The organism is Flavobacterium sp. GQ95, assembly GCF_059758655.1.
This window is the reverse complement of record NZ_JCAXEB010000007.1, coordinates 115,823-134,519: the sequence shown is the minus strand read 5'-3', so window position 1 is coordinate 134,519 and position 18,697 is coordinate 115,823. Positions and strand designations below refer to the sequence as shown.

At 35.6% G+C, this 18,697-nt stretch carries 18 protein-coding genes; 7 read left to right on the top strand and 11 right to left on the bottom strand.

The features are described 5' to 3' along the window. Positions 1 to 617: 617 nt before the first annotated feature. From AC6CH4_RS14745 to AC6CH4_RS14735, 3 genes are all read right to left on the bottom strand, one after another. A complete protein-coding gene (locus AC6CH4_RS14745) occupies positions 618 to 2,171 on the bottom strand; it encodes a recombinase family protein (RefSeq protein WP_498104193.1) in 1,554 nt (517 codons plus the stop codon). 62 nt (positions 2,172 to 2,233) lie between these two features. Next, the gene (locus AC6CH4_RS14740) at positions 2,234 to 2,392 is read right to left on the bottom strand and encodes a hypothetical protein (RefSeq protein WP_498104191.1); all 159 of its coding nucleotides are present in this window, start codon (positions 2,390 to 2,392) and stop codon (positions 2,234 to 2,236) included. Positions 2,393 to 2,886: 494 nt separating this feature from the next. Then, positions 2,887 to 4,149, bottom strand: a complete 1,263-nt coding sequence (locus tag AC6CH4_RS14735; RefSeq protein WP_498104189.1) for a protein NO VEIN domain-containing protein — start codon at positions 4,147 to 4,149, stop codon at positions 2,887 to 2,889. Between the two features lie 571 nt (positions 4,150 to 4,720). On the opposite strand from AC6CH4_RS14735, the gene AC6CH4_RS14730 reads away from it, so the two are divergent. From AC6CH4_RS14730 to AC6CH4_RS14700, 7 genes are all read left to right on the top strand, one after another. Then, a complete protein-coding gene (locus AC6CH4_RS14730; RefSeq protein ID WP_498104510.1) occupies positions 4,721 to 5,098 on the top strand; it encodes a single-stranded DNA-binding protein in 378 nt (125 codons plus the stop codon). Positions 5,099 to 5,141: 43 nt separating this feature from the next. Continuing rightward, positions 5,142 to 6,215: a DUF932 domain-containing protein gene (locus tag AC6CH4_RS14725; RefSeq protein WP_498104187.1), complete on the top strand. Its 1,074-nt coding sequence runs from the start codon at positions 5,142 to 5,144 to the stop codon at positions 6,213 to 6,215. Positions 6,216 to 6,305: 90 nt separating this feature from the next. Further along, positions 6,306 to 6,845 carry a PRTRC system protein E gene (locus tag AC6CH4_RS14720; protein ID WP_498104185.1) on the top strand — a complete coding sequence of 180 codons (540 nt, stop codon included), beginning with the start codon at positions 6,306 to 6,308 and terminating at the stop codon, positions 6,843 to 6,845. Between the two features lie 18 nt (positions 6,846 to 6,863). Beyond that, complete coding sequence (locus AC6CH4_RS14715; protein ID WP_498104183.1) at positions 6,864 to 7,082, top strand: PRTRC system protein C; 219 nt, start codon at positions 6,864 to 6,866, stop codon at positions 7,080 to 7,082. 16 nt (positions 7,083 to 7,098) lie between these two features. Next, positions 7,099 to 8,265 (top strand): hypothetical protein, encoded by a 1,167-nt coding sequence (locus tag AC6CH4_RS14710; protein WP_498104181.1) that lies wholly within the window; start codon positions 7,099 to 7,101, stop codon positions 8,263 to 8,265. Continuing rightward, positions 8,262 to 8,987, top strand: a complete 726-nt coding sequence (locus AC6CH4_RS14705) for a PRTRC system protein B (RefSeq protein WP_498104179.1) — start codon at positions 8,262 to 8,264, stop codon at positions 8,985 to 8,987. Before AC6CH4_RS14710 ends, AC6CH4_RS14705 begins: the two co-directional genes overlap by 4 nt. Next, positions 8,987 to 9,793 (top strand): PRTRC system ThiF family protein, encoded by an 807-nt coding sequence (locus AC6CH4_RS14700; RefSeq protein ID WP_498104177.1) that lies wholly within the window; start codon positions 8,987 to 8,989, stop codon positions 9,791 to 9,793. Before AC6CH4_RS14705 ends, AC6CH4_RS14700 begins: the two co-directional genes overlap by 1 nt. Positions 9,794 to 10,294: 501 nt before the next feature. Here AC6CH4_RS14700 and AC6CH4_RS14695 read toward each other — a convergent pair. The 8 genes from AC6CH4_RS14695 to AC6CH4_RS14660 form a co-directional block, all read right to left on the bottom strand. Beyond that, the gene (locus AC6CH4_RS14695) at positions 10,295 to 12,037 is read right to left on the bottom strand and encodes a UvrD-helicase domain-containing protein (RefSeq protein WP_498104175.1); all 1,743 of its coding nucleotides are present in this window, start codon (positions 12,035 to 12,037) and stop codon (positions 10,295 to 10,297) included. Beyond that, a complete protein-coding gene (locus AC6CH4_RS14690; RefSeq protein ID WP_498104173.1) occupies positions 12,030 to 14,162 on the bottom strand; it encodes an ATP-dependent nuclease in 2,133 nt (710 codons plus the stop codon). The genes AC6CH4_RS14695 and AC6CH4_RS14690 overlap by 8 nt, the downstream gene beginning before the upstream one ends. A gap of 236 nt (positions 14,163 to 14,398) precedes the next feature. After that, positions 14,399 to 14,947 carry a sigma factor-like helix-turn-helix DNA-binding protein gene (locus AC6CH4_RS14685; RefSeq protein WP_498104171.1) on the bottom strand — a complete coding sequence of 183 codons (549 nt, stop codon included), beginning with the start codon at positions 14,945 to 14,947 and terminating at the stop codon, positions 14,399 to 14,401. A 179-nt stretch (positions 14,948 to 15,126) separates the two neighbouring features. After that, complete coding sequence (locus tag AC6CH4_RS14680; protein WP_498104169.1) at positions 15,127 to 15,567, bottom strand: DUF3872 domain-containing protein; 441 nt, start codon at positions 15,565 to 15,567, stop codon at positions 15,127 to 15,129. Between the two features lie 12 nt (positions 15,568 to 15,579). After that, complete coding sequence (locus AC6CH4_RS14675; protein ID WP_498104167.1) at positions 15,580 to 16,140, bottom strand: conjugal transfer protein TraO; 561 nt, start codon at positions 16,138 to 16,140, stop codon at positions 15,580 to 15,582. Between the two features lie 27 nt (positions 16,141 to 16,167). After that, complete coding sequence (gene traN / locus AC6CH4_RS14670) at positions 16,168 to 17,061, bottom strand: conjugative transposon protein TraN (RefSeq protein ID WP_498104165.1); 894 nt, start codon at positions 17,059 to 17,061, stop codon at positions 16,168 to 16,170. Positions 17,062 to 17,084: 23 nt separating this feature from the next. Next, positions 17,085 to 18,419 (bottom strand): conjugative transposon protein TraM, encoded by a 1,335-nt coding sequence (gene traM / locus AC6CH4_RS14665; protein WP_498104163.1) that lies wholly within the window; start codon positions 18,417 to 18,419, stop codon positions 17,085 to 17,087. Further along, positions 18,406 to 18,693, bottom strand: a complete 288-nt coding sequence (locus tag AC6CH4_RS14660) for a nitrogen regulatory IIA protein (RefSeq protein ID WP_498104161.1) — start codon at positions 18,691 to 18,693, stop codon at positions 18,406 to 18,408. The genes traM and AC6CH4_RS14660 overlap by 14 nt, the downstream gene beginning before the upstream one ends. Positions 18,694 to 18,697 lie beyond the last annotated feature (4 nt).

Here is an 18,697-nt window from a genome sequence, read left to right as displayed (position 1 = left end):
ACAATAATAAATAAGATGGGTATTCTGGCTGTTGTTGAAAGACTTTTAAAGGAGTATAATTCGATTTACTAAATAATTTATTGTTTCTAGATTAGAATACTTTATTTAATAATTTATAAGATTTACAAATTAAAATTTAATTAGCAATCCCATTTATTGGAGTTAAAATCAACATATTGTCAAAAAAAACTAATCATTTTAAAAGATTTACAAACAAGCATAACTACCTGTTTTTAAAACACATATATATTAAAAATATTAATTTTAGATTCTAACTAAAGTAAAATTAAGCTAAATAAAAATGAGTATTTCTATCTGATATTTACAACTAAAAAGAACGAACTTTGAAACTATCATTATTATTGAGACAAATTTATTAACTATTCAACTGAAAAACAGCAGGATATATACCCAATTCCAAAGGGTAAATTTCCCCTTTTTAGACATCACCACATTAATAGCAACTCCAGAAATTAAGTTTTCAGTTAGGAACAAATTAAAATGGACTGAGGTACAAATAAGATAAAGCATAAAGAAGTACAATTCTAAATCGACTTTGATTTATTTTGCTCTAAGAATTAATACTTAAAATTTTATAGAAAAATTCCGCTGATTAATTATGGTTCGAGTCTTGTTCCCGCTACTAGACCGGACAAATGAGAAAACGACTCATTTGTTCGGTTTTTTTTATGCTTCAAAGTGTTGTTAATAAAAGAAATATACTTCGCAATTACGTTTACTCTTGGGGTTCGATATGTACTCCCATCAAATATCAATTTATCTGGAAATATCGAACTTACTACACATCGTTTCGTTTCTATATCACCTTCTATATATACAGTTGATAACCTAGAAAGTGTTTCTAGTACCTTATCGAGACTGTGTTTAATATTAAGATTTTTTCTTTCTGACAGATAAACTGCAAGTTCTCCTTCCAACTCTTCAATTCTCTTTCTACATTCTTCTTTTACTTCTTTGTAATCATCTGCATCAAGTTTTTCAGTAAAAAGTAAATCCCTTGCCTTTCCAAGTTTTACATTATACCGTTCAATCTCACTTGCTATAGCTTTTCGTCTATCGTCGAAAATAGATGTAAACCTTTTGTAATTGATTATTACAATTTCGTGCAAAATATCTTTTATAGCAATTGGAAATTCATAATTCGCCAAATCATCTTCGAATATTTTATTTGCCTTAACCGCACTTTTTCTAAATCCACATTTTGAAATACAATGATAATAATAGAAATAACCTCCTTTTGAACCTTTCGAAGCACTTCCTGTTAAATTTCTTCCGCAATCAGGACAAATTAAAAATCCTCTTAGTGGAAGATTATCATCTGACATTGTTTTAGCATTAGGACGCACCTCAGATTTATTTCCATCCATAACTTCCTGGACTTTATAAAATAATAGTTCTGAAATTATAGGCTCATGCTGACCTTGCACTAAATGTGCTTCCTCCTCCTTATATTTTTGGACAAAAACTTTACCACAATAAACAGGATTACGCATTGCCACGTGAAAGGCACTTTTACTAATCGTTTTTCCACGCTTGTTCATGGCTTGTCTGACTTGATCCGCAGCTAATATACCTTTTGAAATTTCATTAAATGCCCATCTAATATTACTAGCCTCAGGTTCCTTTTGCCCAATATATTTTTTACCGTCTTCTTTACTGCGGTTGATATAACCAAAAGGAGCCATACCTAATACCCGACCTTCTTTTTTTGCACGACGCATACCATGAAATGTATTGAGTGCACGTCTGTCATTTTCAACCTCTGGTGCTGCTAGATATATGGCAAGCATCATTTTATTTTCAGGGACAGAGAGATCAAGAGGCTGCTCAACGGCTTGGGGCTCAATTCCTAGTCCATTAAGCATATTTATCATTTGATAGGCATCACCAGCATTCCTGCTGAATCTATCCCACTTTGTAAAGAGTACATAGTCAGGTCTTGTTTTACGCTTTTTTAGTTCCACAAGAAGCCTTTGCCATTCTGGTCGTTTAAACGTTTTAGCAGAATGGTCTTCAAAAATAACCATGCTAACATGAATCTGCTGATTATCGCAATACCTGCGCAGGCGTTCATCTTGATCACGCTGGGAATATCCTTTATCAGCTTGCTCTTCTGTAGAAACCCTGATATATAAAACTGCACTTTTCATAACTTCAAAATTTTAGTTAACACATTATAATACTGATTATTAGCATTATCAAAGATAATATTTTAGGGCAATTTAAAATGCTTTTTCAACACAAGAGATGTTAAATTATGTAAGAAGTCAATTATTAAAACTGCTTCTTCATACGTTACATCCATTCCTGCGTTTTTCATTTTCTCAAAAGCTTCTTTATATGGTATTTTTTTTATCTCGAAATCGTTCATTTCCATGATCATTTAAGCTGTGCAGAATTGCACTAGCTATCTAATTTATCACAGCGATTTCGGTCGTAATATAAAATGACAGTTGATGGAATCTATTGGCTATGATTGTCAAGCTAGCAGATGAAAGATCATCACTCCATATCGAAACTACAGTCTCATTCCGTATAAATCATCAAGATTGAATATCAGTACCTTCTTCCAAATTGAATCAGGTCAGTAGATCTTTTATTCTTTAATTCAAAAAAAGTATCTTTAAATCCTTAATATTAATGCCTTAAATTATATTCCCATCAGATTTTATTATTGCTAACATCTTTTCAGATTAAAATCGAATTTCATTTTGATCTAATGATATTTTTAAAATTACAAGTAAACATAAAATGGAAGATTATGTTTATGGACAGCCCGTCATATACAGCGATGTATCCGGCGGTTTTTTTTAAGTAATTCTTGCTTATCTCGTTTTACTTTCATCCGCTACATCCCACTGGTAATTATTTTAGCGTTGTACAAATGTTCACGTGATAACTAATGGCAGTCTTCTTTAAACTTTCATTTTCCGGATTAAATGGGTTTCGAATAGGCCAAACCTGCGGAGATGCAGATGTTACGTCGAAAACCATGTAAATAAAATAATTTTCGGATTCTTCTGCCTCCCTCAACTCATTTGCAGAAATAAAAAAGTTAGCATTACCCACCTTAGCCGCTGTAGCTTTAACTTCAATATATCTTTCACTCCCATCAAGCTCAAATGAACGAATATCATATCCATACGAGTCAGACTTGAGAGATACCCTATCAATTCCTCCTATGAGATCTTCCCTATTTCCATCACGCAAGCGTTTGGCTTCCAAATCCATTACAATTTTTTCACCGCGGTCGCCCAACTTTCTACGTTTTCGAGCTTCTGCTTCATAATCAGTTTTTTCTTTGTTCTTATTCCTGCTTTTTGAACTCTTTCTTTTAATTTCAGTTAAAGGTAAAATATCTAATTCGATGAATGATGCTACTGGATTTGGTGAAAATTCAGGATCCTCATAATCTCCCAACATCCCTGATTCCTGCCATACAGAAATTTTTCTAAAAGGTCGACCTGGATATTCTGTATAAAGAAAATCGGAAAATATATCAGCAGACCAATCTTTCATGATTAGGTCCTTATTTTTAAATTCAATGAGTGCCGCCCTTTTGTAAATTGCATCTGCTTTAATTAGCCATTCCGTATCCAAATCTAACTTTAGTAAAAAATAATTTAAGTGTTCTGGCGAAAATACATTCAGGTAAAGATCAGGATAGTAAGTAGAAAGAATTTTTCCTTTAAACATTGGTGAAATCTTATTATTGGCTATCGCAGCTAAGTCACCTGTAGCTCCCGCCTCGAGAAGTTCAAGGATTTTAAGACGGACATTATCAAATGCAACAACATCACTGTTACCAAATTTTTTTGCAAAGCGATATTTAATTTGTGGATCGGATTTAATCCTCCCATAATACACTCCAAATTTAAACGCGTTCGCACCAATGATTCTCCCTAAACCGTCAAGTTCGCGCTCAAGAGTATAACAAAAATTGTATGTGTTTTCTGGAACCGTCTTGCCGAGAACATATTCGTCTATATGCATAGTTCGAATGGTACTGTATTTAAAGTGCTTAACAAATTCAGAGCGTATTTTGTGAATATTTTCACGCCCTTCAATAACACGGTCAATTCTTTTTATATACCTAGCCTGAGCTTCTCTCAAATCATGTAAATTCATTTATAATAAGGTATGGTTTAACACAAACTTACAATTTTAAATTATTCATTTTGTGTTTGTCCTTTTTATTTAAAAACTCCTATAAACTTAGATTTAATACAAAAAGTCTTCTACCGTTTATTCAATAAATCTAAAAGATGGTTTTCTAATAGAACTGGAATCCAATTCAATGTGAGGACATATGTATTGAATCTTATTTGCCCTTGTCCAATACAATACTCATTGCTTCCCTTTATTTTTTTAATAAAAAACCAGTATGCTTTTGTCTCATTTCAGCAGCAAAGGTAACTCCGTGTTCTTAACGCAATAGCAAGCCCAGGCCCTTCAGGTTTGACAAAAAATCTCCACCCATCCGGGTTGTATTTTTTGTCAAAACCTTGCTATTGCTAAACACTAACCTTTTTATGCTCCTGAAACGAAACATAGCATACTCCGGCTCTTTAGACGAATAAAAAAAATGTCAGCAATGAAAAGTAAAATATTAAAAATGGATTTGATGAAACAAAACAGCACCTCCTCTCATTGCCGAATAAAATTTCAAAAAAAACAATCACTAAAAATCGTAGAAATCATGAACATCACAGGAAGATTGACAAGGGATGCGGAAGTACGCACAACGTCACAGAACAAACAAGTAGTAAACTTTTCAGTAGCAACCAACGACAGCTACCGCAATAAACAGGGCGAACGCATAGAGCAGACAACTTACTTCGAATGCTCCTATTGGATAACGCCTAAAGTAGCCAAGATACTCACCAAAGGCGCACTCGTAGAATTATCGGGAAAAGTAAGTGCAAGAGCATGGACGGGAAATGACGGAGAAGCGCACGCAGGACTGAATTTTCATACCTCGCAGATAAAACTCCATGCAGGTGGAAAAAAAACAGAAACCGCACAACCTGCCAAAGGAAAGAACAATAACAAATCAAAAGACGACCTCCCATTTTAACTACGGGATTCAAATAATTTTTAAACTTTTAAATCATTTTATCATGGCACATAATATCAATTTCAACAGCAATACAGGGGCTTATTCATTCTTTAGCGTAAAAGAAAAAGCATGGCATGGCTTAGGGCAGATCGTGGAGCAATATCCCACGAGCGCCGAAGCAATCAAACACGCAGGTTTAGATTATGAGGTTGCAAAAAGCACACTATACACAAAAGGTTCGGGGATTATAGAAACTGCAAACGGCATTGAAATAGGCAATAATGAACTGCCCGTTCCCAACTATTACGCCAATATCCGTACCGATAACAATGCCGTATTGGGCGTTGTGGGCAAAGACTATCACATTGTACAAAACCGTGAAGCCTTCAACTTCTTTGATGCCATTGTAGGTGGTGGCGAGGGAATATTGTACGAAACCGCAGGAGCACTCGGACAGGGAGAACGCATATTTATCACAGCCAAACTGCCCGACTATATCCGTGTAGGGAATGGCGATGATGTGACGGAAAAATATATTTTCCTTACCACTTCACATGATGGTAGCGGAAGTATTACGGCAGCCTTTACTCCTATTCGTATCGTATGCCAAAACACGCTTAACGCTTCGCTTCGCTCAATGAGCAATGTGGTACGTATCAAACATACTTCAGGTGCAAAACAGCATTTGGAAAATGCCCACAAAGTTATGGGATTGGCAGATACCCTAAGCACACAGTTAGAAGGCATCTTTAATGAGTGGGCTAAAGTAAAGGTAACTGATAGAGAGATAAAAAAATTAATCCAATTGGCACTTTGCCCCAACAAGGAAACTTTGGATTTGCTGGAAAAAGGTGCGGAAGATGAAGTATCCACAGTATTCAAAAATACTGTAGAAGATGCCTTTGCGTATGCTATGGCAAGCGATACCCAACAGATGGAAACTACAAAAGGCACACTCTTCGGCGCTTATAATGCTGTGACAGGCTACTATCAGAATGTACGCACCTACAAAGATAATGAAGCCAAATTGCAATCCATTGTAATGGGTGGTACTGCCCAACTCAAATCACAGAAAGCATTTGAACTATGTACTGCTTTTGCAATGGATGGTACAGAAATTTTAAACCTTAATTAATCCTTACAGGCGACTGTATTTAAAATTGTCGCCTTTAAAAACTTTAGTATTTGAGTTATTATACAAAATGAACAATTAAATTTTAGAACGATGAACACGAATTTTTTTCATCAGATAGCACAATTGGAGGTTACAGGTAACCTGCATCTTACCATAGCAAAAGGAGCAAAAAACACTCTTATTGTATCGGTTATTGTCCAAAATGACGGGTGCAGAGATAACGCAAAAAACATTATACCTCCGCTTAATCTTCGAGGAACAGCCGAAGAACTTGACAACGGTTTTTTTGAGCAGATAGCCACACCCTTAAAGTCTGCTTCAGGTTTAATGGTGGATATTGAAGCCTTTATGAAACAATTGGAAGAAGCCAAAAAGCAATCGGCAATGGAGAAAGAAAAAGAAGAAAAGCAGAAAAAAGAACAGGAAACCAAAGACAAGAAGTTTAAAGACGGAATGGCAAAGGCTGATGAATTGGACAAAGAAGGCAAACATCGTGAAGCATGGATGAAAGTTCCCGACATAGCAGAGTTTCCCGAAAAGGCTGACGAGATACGCAAACGTAAAACAGAACTATCCGACAAGTTTTCTGCCCCAAGCCTTTTTGGAGCAGAGCAGGTACAGAATGTATAACTCTAAAATTAGGAAATCATGTTATTAGCAACTCAATTAGAACGAGTGTTTGTACTCAAAGATAAGGGACAGGAAATTAGACTTACTGACCCTGAACCACGTTGGAGCGTGGATGCAGTACTGAATTTTTATGCCAACAGCTACGCTATTTTGACAACCGCCAAAATATCTGCACCCGTTATTAAGGACGATGCGGTAGAATACAGATTTGAAAGTGTAATGGGAACGAAAGGTTAAACTAAATTTGAAAACAATGAACAATGCAGAAACTTATTATAGCGGGCAAAATCAATCCACCCGAACAAAAACAGCAAAGGCAGTTACATCGACAATTGAACGAATTTGCCAATTGGATGCAAAAACCCAAAGACGCTCACGAAGTTCAGAAAGACAAACGCAAATCAGTACCTGCTCAAATGCTTCCAATGGTTTTCTAAGAACGTCTTTCCTGCCTAAACTGCAAGAAACCAAAACGGTACAGGCTTGTCAGAAAACAGAAAAAATGCAGAAAGATTTTTATAATTCTCTTTCTAAACTTGCCAATCATTACAAGATTGAACCGATGCAGACCAATCAATTTGAATATCCTAACAATATAGCATTGGCCATTTGGGACATAGAAGAAAAGCTACAGCATAATGTTTTAAACTGGCAGGAAATACGTTTGGTACAGGATAAACAGAAAACCTACTTTATCAGTGAGGAAAAATACAATACAGGTACAACCCTGTATTATATTCCAATTGAACCGCTGTATCAAATGTTGCACGACCCAAAGCGTAAAAGAAATGCCCAATTGCTTATTTCTATTTGCTCTTACCTGTACAATATTGCGGACATTCCCTATTTCAGACAGGAAGACACCTATTTGTATTGGATGTACGAAATGCACAAAGATTGGATGGAGCAGGACGATGAAGCACAACAAAACGAAACGTACAAACGTGAGTTTGAAAAAGTAGAATCGATTGGGGATTGTATGGAACAGAAGATTTTTAACCGTATCAATTTATCTGTGTTTGAACAGCGTATCAATTCTTTTAAATGTCACGACAGCTTTGACCTTGAATGTTTAAAGATGGTAAAGAATGCATTTGCTTTATATACAGAATATCCAAGTGAAACCATTTTTCGAAACGCACCTAAAAAGGAAGACAACGAAAGCGAAGAGTATGAAACTATTGGCATGGAAAAGTATATTTCCTTTATATCGCAAACAAAAGGATGGTTATATGAAAGTATTGCCGAGACCATCAATAACGAATTTAACGAGTACGGGGCAATGGAAGAACCTACCATTTGCAAATATTTTAAAGAAGCAAATGTAACAAATAACAGCCTTGATTTTGAGAATAAGTTGTTTGCACTTTTGGATGATATGTGTAGCGTACTGTATAACTATGAAACGACAAGAAGATGAATACTATAAATAACATAACAGCAAGTTTTGGAACATTATACCATCCTAAATCAGCTTTAATGTTCTATGAAACTAAAGGATCAGATACAGAGGTATATGTGGAACATTTTGATATGGATAAAAATGGTAGTCCTGTCAATGCACACCCTTTGACAATTAGGGAAGCTAATAAGCTAGCAAGGGCATTGCAGACGGAAAAAGAAAAAGATAAAGCCTTTTTAAAATCAAGTGGGATTTTAACGCCAAACATTCTGCATATCAATCCGAACAAGGATAAAGGTGCGGTTTTGTGGTATACTAAGGCGCAAAAGCGACAACTATATTTTGTGAATAGTTTGAACATTCCCAGTGCAATAGCAAATATACCGCCGATGGTTTGGTATGCCACCAAAAACAGTCTTTCGGTCTTTGCTCTTGCAAGCGAGCGAAGACCTACAGAAAAAACGCCTTTATATTACGCACCATTTTTCAACATCTATGAATACGGCAGGGTATGTATGGGTACAGTCAATATTAACATTAAAAACTGCGCTTCTATAGAGGAATTTGTGTTTGCTTGGGAAGACTATTTTTTCAATAGTTATTTCAGCCATTTATTAGGAAGCAACAGTCCTATAAAAGGCAATTGTGTAAACCTTTGGAAAGACCTTATCGAAACAGGAAAACCCTTTCCCAAAGAAGTATTAAAAAAGAATAATAAAATACTTGAAAATTTATTGTGATGAATACAGAAAAAACAAAAATACATTTTACGGATGAATATTTAATAAATCCCACTAACCCCATTACCGTAAATGTAATTGGTGCAGGCGGAACAGGCTCTAAAGTGTTGACTGCGCTCATGGAAATGAACCATAGCCTTATTGAACTCGGACACGCTGGATTATGTGTTCGCTTATGGGATGATGATATTGTAACGAGTGCCAATTTGGGCAGACAGCGTTTTGCAGAATGTGAGGTTGGGTTATACAAATCCGTTACGCTGATAAATCGTGTAAACCGTTTTATGGGAACGAATTGGAAAGCAGAAACTGTAAAATTTGAAAAGAACCATTTATGCAAATTACCAAAAAATGCGGAAGCATCTATTTATATTTCCTGTGTGGACAGTGTAAAATCCCGCTTTGATATTGCGGATATTTTAAACCTTGTAAACAATCACAGGTTCCAAAGGGACGCACCAAAATATTGGATGGACTTTGGAAACAGCCAGTATACAGGTCAGGTTATTTTGTCTACTGTCGGAAAGGTTAAGCAACCCAATTCTGAAAAACACGAAACTGTGGCAAGCCTGCCATTCGTGACCGATGAATTTGGAGATTTATTAATACAGTCCCAAGAGCAGGATGACACGCCAAGTTGTTCGTTAGCTGAAGCCCTTGAAAAACAGGATTTGTTTATCAATTCTGCTTTAGCTCAGATGGGATGCTCACTTTTATGGAACTTATTCCGTTATGGTATGACAGAGAACAGGGGATTTTTTCTCAATCTTAAAAATTTCAGTTCCCATCCATTAAAAATTGCCTGACCCGAAATCGGGCGGCAAAAAGACACTCCCTTCCGATGGTCGGGGCAGTCTTTTTGCATTTTAAGCGGTACAACCTCTTTGACAAAAATGAAATGCTACGCCATTTTATCAAACAGGTTGGTAAATTTTTGTAAGGGATTTGTTATCCCTTTTGTTGTTTTTGCAATGCTTCTTTTCTTTCCATATAGCGACCAAAGAAAAGAAGCAAAAGAAGGTCATTTTGGAGGTACCGTTCTTATTACTTTTTTCGTTAAATCATTTTGGAGAGAAAAAAACTGTGAAAAAAATTTCAACTTACTCTCATTCTTAATACTGACGACAATAGATTCCGTATTAAATGCAGTTTATTTTTATCACGGAAAATTCTCTTGCTCAGCATTTGATTGGAAGGTTGATAAATGAGCGAATTAGCAACACTAATATTAAAACAACCTCGCTGGATTATACCAAAGTAAAATCTGCTTTTTATTAATAAGTAAATCAGATTGCGAACCCCTCACTTCAATCATAATCATACTCAAGCGAACTAAGTTGATAAGTGGGATTATAAGCTCTGCCAGAATTTGTTACACGACCTGTCTCTGATACAAGATGTAATTCACGTTTTGCTCTTGAACAAATTACATACAATAATTTTTCAGCAGCCCTATTTCCTGTTTCATTCCAATTAGGTAATTTTCCATGTAATAATCCAAAAGCAATGACTGTATCAAATTCCTCTCCTTTAATGCCATGACAAGTATTAATAACAACTCCTTCCTCATGTTTAAACATTTTTCTAAAACTCTCAATGTCTTTTGCTAAATCAAAATCAGGGTTATCAAGTCTTGATTTTGCTCCATCAAAAAAAGCTCCCCATTGTACTTCAAGCATAACATTTGAAGAAATTGAAATTTCTAACTTCTCAAATAATTCAAAAAAACATTCCTCTAAGTATTTTAATCCATCGGTCTCCTGAGATGAAATAGAGTTTATTAACTTCAATAATGTTTTTGCTTTAAATTCTCTATCTTCAAACAATATAATTCCAAAACTTTCTAATTCGTTGATAAGTTCTGATGCCCATCGCTTTCTTGTCAGGAAAGCTTTTGGAGAAGGTAAAACAAGAAATAATCTTGCAATCTTAAACCAAGTATTCTCTTTATTTTTGAGTAGAGGAGATAAACCGACTGCATCAAATTTGACATCGGGCAAAAGCGCTTTTAATTTCCTTCCCATAGGAATTACAAGATACCAAGTTGGAGCGAGAACACATATCTCATGTTCGGGAACTCCTTCAGCAATTTTCTGCTTTATTACTTCCGAAATACTAACAGTCAAATTATCCTTATGAACTATTCTGTTATAGGTTATCACAGCGTTATCATCTGCATTTATTCCTAATGCTTTTATATCAATGTCAGTAGTTTGAAAGTTACGGTAATAATCAATAATTTGTTGATTTGACCTATAATTGCCCGATAATTCTTTACTTGTGAAAACAACACCAAATTCTTTCTTAATCTCTTGAATTTCTTTTGCCACACCTCCCAATGAACCGTAAATTGCCTGATCTGAATCGCCAACAAAAAACATCTTACAATTCCCAGTTGCACCCTTCATTATTTTTGCCAAAATTGAATACTGTAATTGTTGTGTATCTTGGTACTCATCAACACACACCAAATGAAACATGTTTTTAAGGATTTCAGATATTTTCGGATACGTCAAAATTAACTTATGTGCATAATGAAGTATTTGATCAAAATCGATCAATTTTTTACTGGCTAATGATTCATGGTATTCATCTAGTAATTTTCTGTAAGCTGTCTCTTCTTTTTGTCCATTTGGCAGATATTTAGTAGAGACGGAATCCCAATAATTGAGTCCATAAGTTTTTTTCAACTCACTCATCAAATTTTCAGAATTGTATTCATCTGATATTGAAAAGCCACTTTTAAGTTCATCCAAATAGCACATATAGGGTCTGAGAATCCACTCCAAGCAAAAGGAATGAATTGTGCCGGCCCACAAATTAGTATCATCAGCATTTAGTTCACGTATTCTCTTTTTTATTTCATCAGCAGCTCGATTGGTAAAGGTAACTGCTATAATAATTTTTTTAGAATTAGTAAGACGTTCTAATTCATAAGCAATCTTATAAGTAAGCGCACGTGTTTTACCACTCCCAGGGCAAGCAGTTAAAAGAACATTTCCCGGCTCAATTACTGCATCAGTTTGCTGGGGATTTAAACCTTTAAGCATTTAATTTACTGATTAATTTAGATAACACATCCTTAGGTAACTTTTCAATAAAGAATTCTAATGCTTCCGCTCCATCTTCAATTAAAATTATCTCATCAAGGATTGACTCATAATCGGTTATATCTCCTATATAATGATTATCTTTTAATTTTATAAGCCTATATTTTGCAATGGTAAGTAATATACTTTGGTTAAGAGTTGGGCACGCAAATACTATGGCGTCCAAAATATATTTAGGAATAGCTGTAATATTACTTATTTTTTCAGAAACCATGATTGCAAACCAGCCTTTTCCAAATTTTTCAGCTAATCTTAAAACTTCTTTTCCAGAGATGGAAACATCCTTATTTCCAAGCAATCCTTTAATTCGATCTTTATCGGGTTGTTTTTTATATTCTTTTTCAACTGTTTGAATAATTTCATGAGAATTTCCTCCAAGTAAAAAATCAACCTCAAAAGTATGTTTAGCATAGAATGGTTTAACGAAATCATTATCCTTACAAAAAAGTTCTAATTTTTCTTTTCTTTCTACTCCTGAGATTTGAGAATTACGACAATCTCTCTCGTATTGATTATCATCCTTTGGGTCTTTAGGTAAGGTAACAATCGAAAGGTCATTATCAGTCAGAATACTACAATTTCTATGTACTCTGTCTTTATGAAATAATTGAGCAACATTCTCAAATCCAGTACTTCCAATATTTATTATGGAAATACCAAGTTCATCTAAAGATACCCCAAACACCTTTTTTATAATTTCAGGAATCAATATATGTTCAGCATCTCCCTCGACAAGGATAACTCCTTTTGCAAATAAGAGATTAGTTCTGTTGGCATCTAAATATCGTTCCAGTTTTGTTATTTTGTCTGGTTTAAGATTCCGCGACGGTGCATATACGTGAGCTCTTTGTTTTCCACGTCCTAAAATATTCATAGAGCTTATTTCACATACCGAGGATATATGCGTGGAATGTGTAGAAATAAACACCTGTGTTTTTTCTTTATCTAACTTTTGAAAAAGTGTTTTTTGAATATGGGTGTGTATATGCGCTTCGGGCTCTTCAATTAAAATGAAATTTGCAATCTTGTTTTCTTTCTTTATTTTTTCAAATTCTAATAATTTCAGGGATAGGTAAATCAGGTTTGCTCCTCCAAGACTCAATTCCCATAGTCGTCCTTCGTGCCCTTCTTCATCAGGGTCTCCAACCCATAATTTTAAAGATTGAAGTATCTTTTCCATTTCTGAAGGTAACTCCGATTTAATATTTACATTAGGTGCATATGTCTCACCAACGGCTTCTTTAATGGTTTGGGTAATACCTTTAGAAACACCTTTTACTTCATCTAAACCTGAAATATTTTTATTTAAAGTATCTACTTGCTCTTCGATTTCATGTTTTTTGTCAATGGAAATATTTTTTTCTTTATCCCGTAACAGGTTTAATAATGGATTGTCTCTGTACGAGCGTAAATCAGACTCTACATCACGAAGTGCTTTTGCAAAAGTACAAGCGAATTCATTTGGAATTGAAATACCGTACATTTTTATACCATATACATCCGTTTGTTCGTCGTCAGGATCAGGAAATGTAATTTCAGTAAAATTACCTATATATTGAGAATATACTTCATCATCTGAAAAATCTACATTTCCTCTTCCTGTAAAAACTGATTCATAATCATTTAATGAAATTTCACTCAATAATGTTTCCAATTGTTCGGGTGTCTTATCATCACTCTGAGAAAGTTTAAATAGATTTCGTCTTATTTCAATTCTAGGACGAAAGAACATACAATAGGTTCCCTGAGAGCCATCAAAATCGTTCACAGCACCCATTTTGTGCATTGCTATTGACTGCGCTTCCTCACTGGAGTCGAGTTCTTGAAACTCAATTTGAATTATTATGGAATGTCCAGCCCATTTTCCAATTGAACGATTAAAATCGTTCTCATATAATCTTATACCTCTAGGCATACTTTCATCAATTAGTAGCCTAATAGCATGAAAAAGATTTGTCTTTCCTGAACCATTTTCTCCGATAATGGTATTTACCCCTTTATTAAAATCTAGAGATACATTTCTGAAATTTCTAAAGTTTCTTAGTGACAATTTTGATATAAACATATAATCTTAAATAATTTACCGAAAATAGCTAAAATATCAGAAATATTTCACAATTATTGTTATTGTTTTAATATTTATGCACACTTATTAAGATGAACGAATAAATCTCCACCCAATTTGTTATATTCATTTTATGATTAAATTCTTATCGTTTACTTATTCTACTTTATTCTCTTATTAGCAACCAAAAAAGAGGTAAAAGAGATCCACATCACTATAATTGAATTTTATCATTGCTAACTAATTGGCTGTGTTTTCCAAACAGAAAAATCATCAAAAAGATGCTCGATATTTTCAAATTCTATAAATTCAATCAGCTCTTTTTTACACTGCACTTTAAATCCTTTGAAACACTCAAAACTTTTTAAGGGGATCTCAGCGAGTTCTCCTACAGTATGAATATCCAAAACCTCGAACAGACTGTACATTCTCTTACTGAAAGGAAAATGGCTCGCATAAAGCTTTTTACACAAATCAACTTCATTTTTATTATCTTCTTTTTTCTTTTGCTGGATTTCGAAATTAAAATCGTGCTTCAACTGTTGCAATTTGCGTTTATAGGTGTCAATTTCACCAAGTAATTGGGCTATGCTCTTTACTTTTTTATAGGTTCTTTCATAAATTTGACGAACCCGTTCTCCGGTAACGCCATATATGCTTCCCACTTCCTGAAGGGTCTTCTTTTCGATCAGAAGCTTTTGTAGTATATCATACTCCCTATCAGAGAGTACTTTTCTGGACATTTCGATATAAAATCTATTGGTGCGGTCTATAATATTTTTCATAAGAATAGAATTAAAGTTCCACTTCTAAAAATATTTACTGGGTATCACAAATCAGTATTAAGTTACTAAAGTTACGTAATTATCTCTTTAGCAACTTATAGTAATATAGCAAACAAAACAACCCGAAGCTGTGAGCTTCGGGTTGCGATTAAATGCAAATTTAAGACAATATCTAATAGTTAATCGGTGCTGTTAAACTCAAAAATCAATTGTTTTTCGTTCCCGAAATTATCAGAAATCCATACTTCAAAGGATTGGGAAACGGTCGAATTGGAAGTGTAATACAACCTGAATTGATCCTTCTGCAACGGATACAAATCGTTTGGGAGGTATGGCATTTCATCGTAATATCGTAAAGTTCCATGACCTTCAAACTGAAAATAACGGATAAAATATTGCGTGCCTGAATAATTACCGCTTCGCTCTATTGAAATCCTGATCTCTACTGTGTTCCCCTTTGCAATAGCTGAGGGTACTGGCATTATTTTCACTTCAAAAGGAAAATCATTCTGTATTTCCAGTTCTTCTGTACTGCAAGATACCAAAGTAATGCAACTTAGCAGGACTGCCACAAATACGGGCAGTAATCCTAATGTGAATTTATTTAAAAATACTATCATCGTTTTTACATTTTAAAAATTAAATCTTACTCCTGCTCCTGCCGATGGTCGGAACTGTTCCAGATCTGTACCCAACAGAACTTTTGTATATACCTGCAGTAACAGTACAAATCGGTCGGACAAATATGTTTCAATAGACAGCCTCCCACCAGCACCATAGATGAAGTGATCCTGGCTGAGTATTTTAGCTCCATCGTATAATAAATCCTCTCCCCTGTTGATACTTTCATAACCGACAACCCCAGTGATAGCTGCATTCAGGGTAATATTTTTACCGGCATCACCTAAAAGGAAGAAACTATAACCTCCTTCGCCAGTATAGGTTTCCTGTGGGATTCGCAAGTCTTTGTATTTGTAATACTGATGGGAATATTCCAAAGCCCAAAGCTGGTAATTGCCATTCTTGCCGTTTACGGTCATGCCAATATTGAGGTAATAGTTCCTGCCGGGATAATCCCCCGAAAAGCTTCCCGCACTCAATTCCAGTCCTTTTTGTTTGGGAAGCATACGTTGTGCCTGCGATATTGTAATGCTCATCAAAACGAACATCACTGTATAAATATATTTTTTCATTTCTCTATTGTTGTTTTTATTACGTTACTAAAATTTCAAATGCATGTCGCTAACCAATCGGGCTTTTATCAAATCGGAATTTTCTACCTGCATGGTTTGATGCCTGCCGCCATTCTTCTCAAAAATTTCGATCAGGAGTAACTTGTCATCGGATATGGTAAACTGGTCTAACAAAAACACGTTCTGCTGGGCAGTTTTTCCTCCAATCTCACTAAGTGGTTTGTAGCTGCGAAGTGGTACTATTGACCTTTCCTGTATGACGGTGCGTTTTGCAATCTTTTTGTCCGTTACCTTGAAATTGATAAAATCAATCTGAAAAGGAACATTTGTTCGGTTTGTTAGCTGTGTATGGAAATAGTACTTGTCATTATGAATATAAATTCCTTTGAGTATAAACTGGATGCCAAAACTTTTAGCACCAATATGTTTGACAATGCGTTTATCTTTTTTATAGATGGTTTCCAACAGCAAGCCTGCCAGTGAAGGTGCAGTATTGCCCAATTCTTCAAAAAGCACATCGTTTCCAGTATATTTATCTACTGTCTTTTGCATCGTCAGCAGGTTATAGCTGAGCGTCTGAGGGTTGGAATTGTAATACACATCAAAACTGTAAAAGTGTCCGTCATCGGTAATGACCGAAAAATTGGTTTCCTGCTCAAAATCCCTTGCTGAAGCCTTTACACGAAGTACGTTCTCCGCATCTTCTGCCTTCCCTGCGATCAGGTATTCACTGCCCAAATCCACATAGCGTATAGCTGTTGGGAAAATCAAATGGGAGGTTTTATCATAAGTAACTTCCATTTGGTATGGTTCTATCCTGCCCACAGCAAGGGAAGTTTTTGCGCTTTGCTGTGCAAAAGAAGATATCGCAAAGCCAATCATTAGGGCAATTGCCCAAAAGGTTTTAAAATGATTTTTCATTGTTTAGTTTATTTGAGTTATTATTATTTTTTAGAAACAAGGAATACTTGATGTCCTGCTTTTAGGGTAACTTTTGGTGTCCTTACTTTTTTGGAGAAATAACCTGAAATTCCCTGAACTACGCCACGGCTTAAATCAGCCGCTGCCTGTTGTCCTGCAGATTGGGTAAGCATCAGGCTTGTTCCGGACGTTTGGCTCATGTTGCCTGCCATTTCACTAAGGGCATTCATTTCCGGAGAATACGGTACGTACAATCCCTGCTGTCCATCAAGGTCATAAATGGTGATGTCTACTGGGATGATGTTTCCTTGCTGTTCTATGGAAGTAACCTTTAAATCAAGGCGTCCACCCTGAAGCTTGGCATTAGCGGTTAGGATTGTTCCCTTCGCAATGGTAAGATTACCCGCTTGGGCAGGCTCCAATAAACGAAGTCGTACACTACTTTCCCCAATAATGGTCTGTGTTTCCTGTACACAGGCTTTAATGCTGTTCTTTGGCTGTATCACCTGCTCCACCGAACCTTCTGTGTAAAAACTACGGTTTCTGATTTCGCTCCAGTCGGCTATAAAAGCACTATCAGCAGGCTCACGGTATAATGATGATACCGTATTTTTTCTTGCACTGGTGAATGCTGCAAAATATTTTTTCGGCGACTCATCCAAAACGACAGGTGCATTAACCTTATTGCCTGCATTTTCCGCAGCATTTGTACCTGAAGGAAGATACTTTGCAGCCATCTGATAGGATTTCTCCATGAGTGCCAACTGGTCATTTACCGTTACTCCGGCAGGTATTTCCTTTTCAACCAGTTTTTCTTTTAGTTCGTCCAATTGCTTACGGAGTTCCTGTGTTTCACCATTATCATCCTGATAGAAAGAACCCAGTGTACTTTGTGCATTTCGATAACTGTTTAATGCCGGATTCATGGGTTTTTCCGATCTGTTGCTATTGCTATTGTTTTGATTTTGGTTCTCGTCATCATTTAGTCCCTCTTCCCCTTCACTAGTTGTGCTTCCTTCGTTCCAATAATCAGCCAGAGTAGTAATGGCATCGCGCTTTTGCTGTTCTTTTTCTTCCAGCATTTGCTTCTCATAAGCCTTTTGCTTGTCTGCCTGCATTCCATCTTCGGTCGCTTGAGGAACAGTATCGTTCATTCCAATATTTTCGATTCCCTTTTTATCTGACGATGGTTTAAATATGAGGTACATAGAACCTAAAAACACGATCCCCATTAAAACGAATATCAGTGGTTTTTTAAATCTTTCAATCATACTCCTTTTATCATTGGTCTCCGTGGATACTCTGCTTGGGCCGTCTCCTTCTAACAGGACGACGGCTCTTTTTTCATCTTCTTTCATAAATCTTGTCTTTTAAAATTGTTACTAATGTGTCCCGCAAGGATGTGGGAATTTCTTTCTTTTTGAGCAAGGGATTTTTAATATGCTCAATTTTGATGTTATGCTCTGGGCTTGCCGTATCATAACATACTTTAAAAATTACCCCTGCAGTAAGCAGCAGATATGCTCCAAAAAAATAAAGTGTATACCGCTGCTGTTTATATAAAGGCAATGCCTGCCAGCTTTCTTCCAGCCTGTCAAACCACTTGTTTATATTGGTTCTTATTGTTTTCATAGCC

What these genes read in the sequence shown, in the direction of transcription:
- AC6CH4_RS14745 (WP_498104193.1), bottom strand. Translation starts at nt 2,171, where the DNA reads ATGAAAAGTGCAGTTTTATATATCAGGGTTTCTACAGAAGAGCAAGCT.
- AC6CH4_RS14705 (WP_498104179.1), top strand. Translation starts at nt 8,262, where the DNA reads ATGAATACTATAAATAACATAACAGCAAGTTTTGGAACATTATACCAT.
- AC6CH4_RS14710 (WP_498104181.1), top strand. Translation starts at nt 7,099, where the DNA reads ATGAACAATGCAGAAACTTATTATAGCGGGCAAAATCAATCCACCCGA.
- AC6CH4_RS14720 (WP_498104185.1), top strand. Translation starts at nt 6,306, where the DNA reads ATGAACACGAATTTTTTTCATCAGATAGCACAATTGGAGGTTACAGGT.
- AC6CH4_RS14725 (WP_498104187.1), top strand. Translation starts at nt 5,142, where the DNA reads ATGGCACATAATATCAATTTCAACAGCAATACAGGGGCTTATTCATTC.
- AC6CH4_RS14740 (WP_498104191.1), bottom strand. Translation starts at nt 2,392, where the DNA reads ATGAACGATTTCGAGATAAAAAAAATACCATATAAAGAAGCTTTTGAG.
- AC6CH4_RS14730 (WP_498104510.1), top strand. Translation starts at nt 4,721, where the DNA reads ATGAACATCACAGGAAGATTGACAAGGGATGCGGAAGTACGCACAACG.
- AC6CH4_RS14675 (WP_498104167.1), bottom strand. Translation starts at nt 16,140, where the DNA reads ATGAAAAAATATATTTATACAGTGATGTTCGTTTTGATGAGCATTACA.
- AC6CH4_RS14660 (WP_498104161.1), bottom strand. Translation starts at nt 18,693, where the DNA reads ATGAAAACAATAAGAACCAATATAAACAAGTGGTTTGACAGGCTGGAA.
- AC6CH4_RS14690 (WP_498104173.1), bottom strand. Translation starts at nt 14,162, where the DNA reads ATGTTTATATCAAAATTGTCACTAAGAAACTTTAGAAATTTCAGAAAT.
- AC6CH4_RS14680 (WP_498104169.1), bottom strand. Translation starts at nt 15,567, where the DNA reads ATGATAGTATTTTTAAATAAATTCACATTAGGATTACTGCCCGTATTT.
- AC6CH4_RS14715 (WP_498104183.1), top strand. Translation starts at nt 6,864, where the DNA reads ATGTTATTAGCAACTCAATTAGAACGAGTGTTTGTACTCAAAGATAAG.
- traM (WP_498104163.1), bottom strand. Translation starts at nt 18,419, where the DNA reads ATGAAAGAAGATGAAAAAAGAGCCGTCGTCCTGTTAGAAGGAGACGGC.
- AC6CH4_RS14685 (WP_498104171.1), bottom strand. Translation starts at nt 14,947, where the DNA reads ATGAAAAATATTATAGACCGCACCAATAGATTTTATATCGAAATGTCC.
- AC6CH4_RS14735 (WP_498104189.1), bottom strand. Translation starts at nt 4,149, where the DNA reads ATGAATTTACATGATTTGAGAGAAGCTCAGGCTAGGTATATAAAAAGA.
- traN (WP_498104165.1), bottom strand. Translation starts at nt 17,061, where the DNA reads ATGAAAAATCATTTTAAAACCTTTTGGGCAATTGCCCTAATGATTGGC.
- AC6CH4_RS14695 (WP_498104175.1), bottom strand. Translation starts at nt 12,037, where the DNA reads ATGCTTAAAGGTTTAAATCCCCAGCAAACTGATGCAGTAATTGAGCCG.
- AC6CH4_RS14700 (WP_498104177.1), top strand. Translation starts at nt 8,987, where the DNA reads ATGAATACAGAAAAAACAAAAATACATTTTACGGATGAATATTTAATA.